General features: G+C 42.8%; 1 protein-coding gene. It reads right to left on the bottom strand.

Annotated features, from left to right (window positions below):
* Positions 1-8: 8 nt before the first annotated feature.
* Complete coding sequence (locus tag ACQV1I_RS05445; protein ID WP_236645676.1) at positions 9-13,796, bottom strand: non-ribosomal peptide synthetase; 13,788 nt, start codon at positions 13,794-13,796, stop codon at positions 9-11.
* Between the last annotated feature and the right edge of the window lie 18 nt (positions 13,797-13,814).

The raw sequence follows: 13,814 nt of genomic DNA, 5'->3' as shown, positions 1-13,814 counted from the left end.
GGATACCTTTATAGATTTTTAAGTGTTGCAAACACGTCGTCTAAGTCCTCTAAAGAAAGCTTCTTCGTACTAAAATCACTAGGTGTTCGCTCTGTCTGCTCTCGTTGAACACAATGATCGAGGACTGCTTTTAAATTGCTCTTATAACGATCTGCCAGACGTTGAATTGTCTCCTGTTCGTAACGTTGCGGATTATAATCAAAAGTAACAAGCAACGTATTATTCATTACAAGGCAAGTCATATTAAGCGAGCTCGGATTTGCGTTCATTGGGCTTATCTGGTCTCCTGTATTGATAAGGACTCCATTATCCGTCTCAGACTGACTAGCGGAATCTTCTCCCATCTGACCTAGGTAGTTAAAGCTTATGTGATGAGAACTTAATTGGCTCTGGCTTACATCAGAATGAGACATGTGTTGTAAGATCCCAAAACCAATACCATTATTCGGTACATTGCGCAGCGTTTCTTTTACATGTTTAATCACGCTGGAAAGTTGATGGTTGTCTACTTCAAACAGAACTGGATAAATTGTCGTAAACCAGCCAATCGTACGGCTCAAATCAATGCCTTCGACGATCGTCTCACGGCCATGACCTTCCAAATTCACTATGATATCGCTTTGCTTCGTCCACTCATTTATGCTAAGAACCAACGCTGCCAGCAATAAATCATCCGCTTTTGTCTTATAAGCATGGTGGGCATTCGCAAGCATGTCTTGGGTATCATTTCTATCAAAGGTAAGCTGTACTTCTTTTGTATCTCCAAAGAGGAACGTATCGCTTGATTCCTTATCTGAAGGTAGCTCTCTTACGGATTTATTCAACAACCCTTTCCAGTAGCTTGCCTCGTCTTGTAGTTTTTTGCTACGAGCATATTCCTTTAGCTGCACAGCCCACGTCTTAAAGGAAGTGGTTTTCGCCGGTAGCTCACCCTTTTGCTCATAAAGCGTCTGGAAATCCTCCAGCAGGATGCGCCATGAGACACCATCTATTAAGAGATGATGTACGACAATCAGAAGATAATCGCCATATGCCGTATGGTATAAGCCAAGCTTTACAAGAGGGCCTGTTGTCAAATCAAAGCTTGCTTGGAGTTGATTAGCTTCTTGTTCGATGCGCATTTGCCAGTCTTTTTCCTTAGTTACATCTACCTCATGCAGGGTAAAAAACTCTCCCTCGATACCCTGATTTTCTTGAAGGATCTTCTCTTTAAACTGGTAGTTCATTCTCAAGGCATCATGGTGTTTAACAATGGTTGTAAATGCTTGTTCTATTCGTTGACGATCCCAGCCTTGTTCATTTGGCAGAAGCATAGATTGATTAAAGTGGTGTGGATGCACAAAAGGTTGTTCAAAGAACCAGGATTGAATCGGTGTAAGCGGCACTTCGCCTTCAATTGAATCTTGTTCAATCAAAGCACCTCTTTGTTCAAGGTAAGGAGCCAGCATGGAAATCGTTGGATTTTTAAAAATAAGTCTACTATCCAATTTCCGATTATATTTGCTAAGTCTAGCTACGATTTGCAATGCCTTAATGGAGTCTCCGCCTCGTTCAAAGAAGTTGTCCTCTACCCCAATCGGTTTGATCTGCAGGACTTCTTCCCATACCTGAACTAGTATTTCCTCGTCCTGAGAAGAAGGGGCAACGATTTCATGGCCTGTTTGTGCTGAAATGAATTCGGAAGGGTCAGGTAATGCTTGTTTATTTACCTTTCCGTTTCCTGTCAATGGAATATGATCTACTTTAATAAAGTAAGCAGGAATCATAAACTCAGGTAGAGCTTTAGCCAAATGATGGCGCAAATCGTTGACTTTCACTTCTTTATCCTCGATGAAATAGGCGCATAGTGTCGTTGCTCCATGTGTATCGACTATTGGTACAACAACAGCTTCTGTAATCGAAGGATGCGTAAGTAATTGGCTGGTAACCTCCCCAAGCTCGACCCGATTTCCGCGTACTTTAACCTGATCATCCATACGACCTACATATTCGATATTGCCATCAGGTAGCCAGCGAGCTACGTCTCCTGTTTTGTACATACGCTCACCAGATGCAAAAGGGTTTTTTACAAACTTTTCTTGTGTCAGCTCTCGACGATTCAAGTACCCACGGCTTAACCCAGCCCCTGCTATGCAAAGCTCACCTGGAACCCCGATTGGTTGTAGCTGTTGATTTTCATTGATGATATAGGCCTTTTGATTAGGGAACGGTTTACCAATCGTGATACGCTTGTCCTCTGCTGTAACCACACCAAAGGCACTGCAAACAGTTGATTCTGTAGGGCCGTATCCGTTTATAAAGGTGCGGTTTTGCCCCCAAGTTTGCACAATGTCAAATGTGCAAGCTTCTCCGACACTAACTATGCACTCTAAAGCTGGCAGTTCCCTATAAGGAACGGATCTTAATAAAGATGGCGGCAATGCTACTGTTGTTATTTGATTCTCAAGTAAGTAGGGAACTAAATTGGTTAATAGCTCCTCTTTCTCTTCTATATATAAAGTTGATCCAGTTAAGAGAGCTGGAAAGATCTCTGCTACCGAAGCATCAAAGCTGCTTGAGGCAAATTGAAGAACTCTGCTTCCTGCGCCCATTTTATAGGGGTGAGAAATATGAATCAGATTATGTAATGAACGATGCTCGATCATTACTCCCTTGGACTTTCCAGTAGAACCTGATGTGTAAATAATATAGGCCAAATCCGTGGGCTGATTCATACTAGATAAATCCGTAGCATCCTCATGATAAATATCAGCTTGATCAGCGAAGAGAACTTCCCCCGAATATCCTGTAGGTATTTGAATTTCTTTTTGAGTTAACACCATTGCGGTCTGGCTATCCTCTAGCATGTGCTCAATCCGATCAAGCGGGTACGTTGGATCAATTGGCAGGTATGCTCCTCCTGCCTTTAATACGGCTAGGATACTAATGATCAGCTCATGTGAACGATTAATCATGACCGCAATTATTTGATCACGCCCGACCCCATGCTTTCTTAATGTACGAGCCATCTGATTTGATCTTTGGTTAAGCGCACGATAGGTTAGCTCCTGACCCTTACATACAAGCGCCACTGCATCAGGTGTCTTCATAACCTGTTCTTCAAATCTGTTTTGAATGGCCTGATCGTAGGTTATTTTGGTTGGTTGATGATTGAATTCCTCTAAGATTTGGACCTTCTCATCTTCTGTTGCCAACTGAATATCAGCTAAACGAATTTGAGGATTTTCCATAATCTGCTCGATGATATGTTCAAAGTGTCCGATCATTCGCTGAATCGTGTTGCGCTCAAATAGATTTGTACTATACTCCACGCCAATTTCTAGACCGTCTGCTTCAAATACCATCCAGCTCATATCAAACTTGGTGTTAGTCCAGTCAATATCCAATGGTTCTATACCCCAATCGGGTAACTCCACGTGGGATGTCTCCAGATTTTGTACACCAAACATTGTGTCAAATAGCGGATGTCTGCTTGTATCCCTTTGAACCTTTACTTTTTCAATTACATCTTCAAATGGATACTCCTGATGACCATAGACCTCTAGCATTTTATTTTTCACATTTGCTAAAAATTCTTCGAAGGTTTGCTCAGACTCCAACTGATTTCGGACTGCCAGCGTATTTACAAACATACCGACAGTGGACATGACATCTGGATGCGGTCGGTCCGAAACAGGCGTACCAACAATAATGTCGCGCTGATTCGTGTATTTGTGCAGAAGAACGTTGTATGTCGCAAGCAGTACCATATATAGCGTTACTTCGCGATTTTTCATGAAGGCTTTTACACTTGCATGGAGATCACCGCGTAGGCTTTGGCTTACATAATCTCCTTCCAATCGGCGAATTGGTGGACGCGAATAATCAGTAGGTAGCTCCAATACCGGCAACTCTCCAGAAAATTGCTGCATCCAGAAATTTTCACTTTCTTTTAAACGATCCTGCTGGGACAATTGCCACACGGCGTAATCTTTATAGTGTATCTTCACTTCAGGTAACGCTTGCCCTTGATACAACTGGATAAGCTCCTGGAACAAGATCGTAGTCGATACGCCGTCTCCTACAATATGGTGTACATCCATCATAAGAATGTGCTCATCTTTATGAATCGTAAGAAGACCGGCTCGGAACAAAGGAGCTGTACTGATGTCAAACGGTTGGATAAACGAATCCTTTAATCTTGAAACATCATTGGCGCTGACGGTTTTCATGTCCATTTTCCATGAAACCTGTTCGTGAACCTTTTGAACTAGCTGCTCCTCGGTCATATGAAAGGAGGTTCGTAATGATTCGTGCCGATCAATTAATGTTTGGAAGACCTTCTCTAATTTCTCAGCATCTACAGAGCCTTTTATTTTATAGAAAGACGGCATATTGTAGCTCGTACCCTGAGCCTTATCTTCCAATGATTGAATGACATACATCCTTTTTTGTGCAGAAGAGACAGGGTAGTATTCCTGTTTTGTTGCGGGCTGAATTCCGACGTATTCTTCTTCATCCCGACCATCGATAAATCGCGCCATTTCTTTTACTGTCGTATGCTTAAAAATCTCACGCAAAGGCAGATCAATCTTTAATTCCTTATAAATGTTGGAAGTAAGCATCATCGCCTTGATAGAGTGACCACCTAGCTCAAAGAAGTTATCCTCTATCCCTACTCGCTCCATGCCCAGCACCTTTTGCCAAATCTGTACAAGAATCTCCTCAGTTGGGTTCGTTGGAGCAACATATTCGGTTTGCAGCTCTACTTCTTTTTCTGGTTCTGGCAAGGCTTTCTTGTCTATCTTGCCGTTTACTGTGACTGGAATCTTATCGACTTTTATAAAAAACGATGGAATCATATAGTCTGGTAACGTTTGACTTAATTCCTTACGTAAGGCTGAAACCTGCAAATCGTTGTCCGTCACCAAATATGCGCATAGGTATACCTGCTTTTGTACTCCTGAACGTGCTAGAACCACTGCCTGCTTTACAGATGGGGCTTGGTTTAGCCGAGTTTCAATTTCTCCAAGCTCAATCCTAAATCCACGAATTTTTACTTGGCCATCCATACGGCCTAAAAATTCGATTGTCCCATCCGGCAACCATCTAGCTAAGTCCCCCGTCTTATACATTCTTTCGCCTGGGGCAAATGGATTATCCACAAATTTCTCTCTAGTTAATTCAGGGCGGTTCCAATATCCAGGAGCAATCCCTACTCCACCGATGCATAGCTCACCCGGTACCCCAATTGGCTGAAGTTGATAATCCTGATTAATAATGTAGGCTTTTTTATTCAACACAGGCTTACCAATATGCGGCTTATCCTCTGGCGTACATAAGCCAATCGTTGCATCTACTGTTGTTTCAGTCGGACCATATGCATTTAAAAAGATTCGATCAGTTCCCCATAATCTGACTAAATCTACAGGTAATGCTTCCCCACCTGTACTGATATATTCCAATGCTGGTAAATCCCCATACGGCAATGCACCCAATGCAGAAGGCGAGATAAACGGAATGGAAGTTATCTCGTTTACTCGTAACCATTCAACAAATTCAACGCCAGCCATAAGCAGGTTGCGATCCATCAGGTAAAGAGTGGCTCCATTTGTAAGGGTATGGAAAACCTCTCCTACAGAAGCGTCAAAGCTAAAGGAGGCAAACTGTAGAACGCGACTATTCGCAAAGATTCCATAGGTTTGGGCCATTAAGCATAGATTACATACTGCTTGATGATCAATCATTACTCCTTTAGGTTGACCTGTAGAACCTGAGGTATAGATCATATACGCCAAATCTTGAGCTGTATTGACGATCCCCACATTCGTATCAGCCGCTTGGTACCACTGCATCTGCTCAATTAATATCCGATCACCTGTGAATTCTGATGGGACCTCATGCTTTTGCTGGAACAATAATAGTGATGCATGACTGTCTTCAAGAACATACAGCTTTCGATCTAAGGGGTAATCAGGATCAATTGGAACATAAGCTCCTCCTGCTTTGAGAATTCCCATCATTCCAATAACGGTTTCTATAGAACGATCCACCATGATTGCAACAAATTGATTTCTCTGTATTCCTTTGTCGATCAAGCAACGTGCCAATCTATTTGCACGTTCATTAAGCTCGCGATACGTGATGGATTGATCCTGATAGACAACAGCTATCTGTTCTGGCGTACGTTCCACTTGTTGCTCGAATAGGCTATGAATGGTTTGGTTATCAGGGTAATTGGCCCTAGTATCATTAAATTGCGTTAAAATCTGTTCAATCTCTGGCAGAGTAGCAATTTTGATTTCAGCCAAACGAATGGTTGGATGCTCAATAATTTGTTGTAAAACATAGGTGAAATGTTGAGCCATTCTGCTAATGGTTTCTTTTGTATACAGGCTTGTACTGTATTCAATAGCTACCTTGAGTGTTTCTTCCTCAAGCATTGTCCAATCCATGTCAAACTTGGCATTTTTCCATTCAAAATCAAATGCCTTGAAGGTCAAGCCTGCCAAATCAATATCAGACATCTCCATGTTTTGCAAAGTAAACATCGTATCGAAGAGTGGATGGCGACTCATATCTCTTTGTAGATCGAGCTTCTCAACCAATTTCTCAAATGGATACTCTGCATTGTCATAAGCTTGTAAAACCTGTTCCTTAACTTGTGCCAGATAGGAAATAAACGTCTGCTCTCCTGCAGGCTGTCCACGTAAAGCTAGCGTGTTGACGAACATACCGACGATGCTTTCTACATCCGTGTGAGGGCGTCCGGCAATTGGTGAACCGACAACAATATCATCTTGACCGGTATACTTAGCCAGCAACACCTGATAAGCCGCCAATAGAGTCATGTATAAAGTAGAACCCTGACTCACTGATAATTTTTTCAACTGGCTGAGAATGTCAGCATCAATCTCAAAGGTCCATTCATCCCCTTCGAACTGCTGGACTGCTGGACGCGGGAAATCTGTCGGCATTTCTAAGACAGGAGCTTCCCCGGCAAATTGATGTAACCAGTAGCTTTCCTGATCTTGTAAGCGGGCCACTTGAGCTTCAGTTTGTTGCCACACAGCGTAATCTTTGTACTGTATCGTAAGCGGAGGGAGATCCTTTCCTTGATAGAGCTGCGTTATATCCTGGAACAATACATTCGTAGAAACTCCGTCTGAGATGATATGGTGCATATCTAGCATGAAAAGGAATCTCTCAGGGCTAATCCGCACTATGCCTGCACGGAACAATGGAGCTTGGCTGAGATCAAACGGACGTATAAATCCTGCTGTGATGCTTGCAAGGTCTTCTTCCGTTCCATCCATTATCTCTAAGTCCCAGGCCACCTCTTCATGCACCTGCTGCATCAGCTCTTCGTCAACCATATGAAATGAGGTTCGTAGCGACTCGTGTCTTTCAACCAATCTCTCAAGTACTAGATGAAGCTTATCAATTTCTAAAGCTCCCTCCACTTCAAGGAAAAGCGGCATATTGTAGCTGGTTGTTTGGACATTTCCTAAATGCTGCACCACGTACATCCGTCTCTGCGCGGAGGATACAGGATAGAACTCCTGCTTTGGAGCAGGCTCAATCTCTGAGTGGTCTGATCGATCAAGAAGGTCGATCGTTGCTGCCAATTCCTTGACAGTAGGATGTGCGAATACCTCTTTCAAAGGCACCTCGATGCCCAGTTCTTTATTCATTCGTAAAACTAGCATCATCGCTTTTAGCGAATGACCACCCAGCTCAAAGAACATGTCCTGTGTACCAACTCTCTCGACACCCAAAATCTCTTGGAATAACTCTGCTACTTTTGCTTCTGTCTCCGTTTCTGGGGCCACATATACACTGGTAATTTGTCCTTCTGGCTCTGGTAAAGCACGTTTGTTCACCTTCCCATTAGAAGTGAACGGTATCTGCTCTAGTTCTACAAAATAAGTAGGCACCATGTATTCTGGCAAAGCCTCACTTAGATGCTTACGTAGTTCCGCAACCGTCCATACCCCATTTGCAACGATGTAAGCACATAGGTACGAATGCCCTTGCTCATCTTGCTTTGCTAGTAAAACCGCCGCGCTTATAGAAGGATGCTCCAATAATCTTGTCTCTATTTCACCCAGCTCAATTCGGTAACCGCGTACCTTAACCTGCTCATCCATCCGTCCTAAATACTCAATGCTTCCATCCGGCAACCAACGTGCTAAATCACCGGTACGATACATTCTATCTCCTGACACGAAAGGATTTTCCACAAAACGCTCTGCTGTCAGCTCTGGACGGTTTAAATATCCACGTGCAATTCCTGCTCCGCCAACGCACAATTCCCCTGGTACTCCAACCGGCTGAAGCTGATTATTCTCATTTAAGACATAGACACTCGTATTGTTTAACGGACGTCCAATCGGTACGATTCCCGTTTCCTTGATGCTAGAATCCACCGTGTATGTGGTAGCGAAAACGGTTGTTTCTGTAGGGCCGTATCCATTTACCAAACGGCCTTCTCCGAGATAATCCAGAGCCTTTTCTACATGCTTGTATGAAGCCTTTTCCCCGCCAAATACAACCTTGCGCATGGATTTCATACTAGTCACGTCAAGCTCCACTAGCGTATGGAACAAGGACGTGGTCATAAACGAAACCGTAATATCCTGCTCGCGGACGATCTTCGCCAGCTCCATTGGATTTAACATGACCTCTTTTGGCACCAGTACAAGAGTGGCTCCATTTAATAGCGCACTGTAGATATCGAAGGTAGAGCCATCAAAAGCATAGTTAGATAACTGTAATAGGCGGTCTGTTGGCGCGATCTCGATATAGCCATTGTTGATGATGGTGGTCATAATGTTTTGGTGAGTCGTCATGTTGCCCTTTGGTTTACCAGTAGAACCTGAGGTATACATGACATATGCCAAATCCTGTGTTTTATTGATCAGCTCCAAATTCGATGAATCTTCATGCATCCAGCACTCTTCCGCTAGGAGTAATACCTCCCCCTGATAGCTAGCAGGGATCATTTCTGTTTTTTGCACTAATAACAACTTAGTTCGGCTGTCCTCTAGCATGTGCTCGATCCGATCGATTGGATAGGAAGGATCAATTGGCATATAAGCTCCGCCTGCTTTTAGGATGGCGAAAATCCCTATCATCATCTCAATGGAACGATCAGTGATTAATCCAACCGCTTGATCCGGCAGCACACCTTTCTTTCTGAGTACCCGAGCTAATTGATTTACTTTTGCATGGAACTCACAGTATGTGAGCTGCTTTTCTTTAAACACAAGTGCCGGCCGATCTGAAAAACGCTGTACTTGTTGTTCGAATAGATGGCAGATGGATAAATCCTGTAAATCATCAGTAGCAGTGTCGTTAAATACCGTCAGTATTTGCTGTTTTTCTTCGTCTGTTGTGAGTTCTAAATCTCTGAGTAAGCAATCCGGATGCTTAGCCACTTGTTCTACTAAATAAGTGAAATGCTTTTCTAGCCTTTGAATGGTTTCATGTTTAAACAGGCTGGTGCTGTACTCAACCGAAATCAATAGATTATTTTGTTCGGCAATCATCCAGGTCATATCAAATTTTGCATTTTTCCAGTTTAAATCACGCGAATGAAGTTTTAGACCAGAAATATTTATCTCGGACATATCCATGTTTTGTAAAACAAACATCGTATCAAACAATGGATGACGACTCATATCTCTTTGTAAATGTAGCTTCTCTACCAACTCTTCAAATGGATGATCAGCGTTGGCATAGGCTTGTATTACGTTTTCTTTCACTTCTGATAAGTAGGAGATGAAAGATTGCTCTTCTTTTGGTTGACCACGTAAGGCTAGTGTATTAACAAACATCCCCACAATACTCTCTGTGTCTGCATGAGGTCTTCCTGCAATCGGAGTTCCGACAATGATATCGTTTTGACGGGTATACTTGGCTAACAGGATTTGATAAATCGCCAACAGAGTCATATACAACGTAGTTCCTTGCTTAGCTGACAATTGCTTTATGCTGTCCAATATTTTGGCATCAATTTCAAAGAACCAGGAATCTCCGTCAAACTGCTGTATGGCTGGTCGTGGATAATCAGTTACCATTTCCAAAATTGGTAGGTCACCAGAGAATTGGTTTAACCAATACCTTTCCTGCTCCTGAAAACGGACAACCTGAGCCATGCCTTGTTGCCACACCGCAAAATCCTTGTATTGAATCTTGAGAGGACTCAGCTCTATACCTTGATACAACTGCGTTATATCCTGAAACAATACATTCATCGATACCCCATCTGAGATGATATGATGCATATCCAGCATCAATAAATGTCGCTTCGGATTGATTTGAATGAGTCCCGCACGGAATAATGGCGCCTTAGCAAGATCGAAAGGACGCATAAAGGAATCGGTAAACTGTTGAACTTCTTCCTCTACGGCATGAATCATTTCCATCTCCCATGCGACTTCTGTATGTACCTTTTGCATCAGTTCATCATCAACCATATGGAAGGAGGTTCGTAATGACTCATGACGCTCAATTAGTTGTTTCAAAGCTAGAGATAGCTTTTCTACCTCAAGAGCACCCTCCATTTCTAAATAGAAAGGCATATTGTAGCCTGTTGTTTCTACATCTCTCATTTGTTGAACAACATACATCCGTCGCTGTGCATTAGATACCGGGTAGTATTCTTGCTCCATGGCCGGTTGGATTTCGCTGTAATCCGAATGTTCAGCCTGTCTGATATAGGCTGCTAATTCTTTAACGGTTTGTCTGGCGAATACTTCTTTTAACGGAACTTCTATTTCTAATTCCTTGTGTATTCTTGAAACCAGCATCATTGCTTTTAGGGAATGTCCACCCAATTCAAAGAATGTATCCTGCGTTCCCACTCGTTCTACAGCTAAGATTTCTTGGAAAAACTGAACTAGCTTCTCCTCTGTCTCATTCACTGCCGCCACATACTCATTGGTAATCACTCGGTCTGGTTCAGGCAATGCACGCTTGTCTGCCTTGCCATTTGAAGTGAGCGGCATTTTATCTATTTCGATAAAATAAGATGGCACCATAGAATCCGGCAATGTTTCCTTGATATGCTTGCGAAGCTCTGCGACTGACCAGGCACCATTTGTCACCAGATAGGCACATAGGAAGGAATGCCCCTGCTCATCCTGCTTCGCCAGCAAAACGGTCTCGCTAATAGCAGGATGCTCTAGTAATCTAGCTTCAATTTCACCTAATTCGATCCGATGTCCCCGAATCTTAACTTGTTCATCTATTCTACCTACGTACTCAATGCTTCCATTCGGTAACCAACGCGCTAAATCCCCTGTGCGATACATTCTCTCTCCCTGTACAAAAGGATTTTCAACGAAACGATCAGCAGTCATCTCTGGAAGATTGAGATACCCGCGGGCAAGCCCTTCCCCGCTCACACATAGCTCGCCTAATGCACCTATCGGCTGTAATTGATTGTCTGCTCCTAAAATAAACACCTTCGTATTGTTCAACGGGCGACCTATCGGCATAATCCCCGTCTCCTTGATCGTATGGTCCACCGTATAGGTAGTGGCAAAAACAGTAGTTTCTGTTGGTCCATACCCGTTGACCAAACGTCCAGCTCCCAAATAATCCAGCGCTTTTTCTACGTGCTTGATCGAAGCCTTTTCTCCTCCAAACACCACCTTACGCATGTGTTTGAGACTAGTCACATCCAGCTCAACCAGAGTGTTAAATAGAGATGTTGTCATAAAGGACACGGTAATATGCTGGTCTTGAATGACCGATGCCAAATCAGTCGGATTCATCAGTACATGCGTTGGTACTAAAATAAGAGAAGCTCCGTTTAACAATGCGCTGTATATATCAAAGGTAGATCCATCAAACGCGTAATTGGACAACTGGAGAAGACGATCATTTGGCGTAATCTCCATGTAACCATTGTTAATAATGGTCTTGACGATATTTTGATGGGTTGTCAGATTCCCCTTTGGTTTACCTGTTGAACCTGAGGTGTACATGACATAGGCCAGATCTTGTGCTTGGTTGACCAAATCTAAATTGTCTGTCTTCTCATCCATCCAGCTATCTTCTGTTAACAGCAGTACCTCACCCTGATAATTGGCTGGGATCATTTCAGCTTTTTGCACCAATAACAAATGGGTGCGACTATCTGCTAGCATGTATTGAATGCGTTCACTCGGATAAAATGGATCGATAGGCATATAAGCGCCACCAGCTTTAAAGATGGCTAGAATGGCTATGATCATTTCTAAGGAACGATCCGTAAGTAACCCTATCACCTGATCAGGTAAAATCCCTTGTTTACGTAAACCACGGGCCATTTGATTCGCCTTTTCGTTCAGCTCGCCGTATGTTAGTTGAGTCTCGCCAAATACGAGTGCGACTTGATCAGGGTTCTTGTCAACCTGCTCTTGAAACAGCTCATGAATCGTTTTTTCTCTTGGGTACTTTGCATCAGTACGATTAAAAATGGTTAAAAGCTTATCCTTTTCCAAATCGGATACAAACTCGGTAGCTGGGTCAAAGATATCTTGCTGCTCAATAACCAAAGAGACCAGCTTTTTAATATTCAGCTCTAAAAGATTGAGGTACTCTTTTGAATAAACACTTTCGTTATACATAAACTTAAAGATTAATTCCTTGCCAGGAATGACTAGCACGGTCAGATCATAGTGCGTCTGCTCAAAAGTGTGGGCATCCTTCACGGCAAATCCGAGTACGTTTTCCTGATTGAATGTTTCTTGATCCATCGGGAAATTTTCAAACGCTAAAATATGATCAAGCAATTGATGCGTATAAGCTGCGCTCGCCTGGATATCGGCTAAAGAAAGATATCCGTATTTTTCTGCCTCCAGCGCTGTTTGCTGTACGTTTTTCAGCACTTCCCCAAACGTTTTTCCCGCTTCCTTTTTAATACGGATTGGAATCGTATTACTGAATAACCCCACCATTTGTTCAACATTGGGCACCTCGGCGGGTCGTCCGGAGACAACCACACCGTAAGTCGCGTCATTCGTATTATTGTATTTTTGCAATAACGCTCCCCAAATTGTTTGCACAACTGTATTTAAGGTTACCTGATACTTTTGAGCCGTTTGCGTTAGTTTTTGTGTAGCTTCCTCTCCCAAGGAGAAAATGAATTCCTCTTGCTTGTAGGGATGATTGCCAGACCTTAGACACGGGATACCTGTAAGGTTGTCAAATCCCTGTAGATACTCTTTCCAAAATGCCAATGCTTGTTGGTCATCTTGTTTCTTTAACCAACGTATATATTCGCTATATTGAGGAGCCACCTCTGGAAGCAAGGCCTGTCCTGATAAGCGACGTTGGTACATTTGAAATAAATCCTGAAAAACGATACCCGTGCACCAGCCATCCATCAGGATATGATGATGACTCCACAGTAATTCATACCGATTGGCGGCTGTTTGAAACAACGTAAAACGTAGCAGGATATCCCGGGAAAGATCAAAGCCTCTTTCCCGGTCTTTTTTTCTATATTCCTCAATGAATTTCCGTTGCTCTTCTTCATTGATTTGAGTAAGGTCCTCAATCTGTAAATCTATTTTGCGTTCACTAAGCACAACCTGAACAGGGTCTACTTTTTTATAGCGGAACACACTTCGGAACATGTCGTATTTTTGTACGAGTCCCTGAATACTTTCAGCCAAATAGGTTGGGTTTACAACCCCCTCCAGCAAAAGGGTAACCTGCTCGAAATAGGCATCGCTTTGCGGGTCTTTAATAGAATGAAATAGCATACCCTTTTGTAACGGAGAAAGTGAATAGATATCTTTGATCTTGTCTTTTTTTTGCACGATATATGGCACCACCTA

The organism is Brevibacillus sp. JB24b (assembly GCF_051713385.1).
Taxonomy (GTDB): domain Bacteria; phylum Bacillota; class Bacilli; order Brevibacillales; family Brevibacillaceae; genus Brevibacillus_B; species Brevibacillus_B laterosporus.
This window is presented reverse-complemented; position numbering and strand designations above follow the sequence as displayed.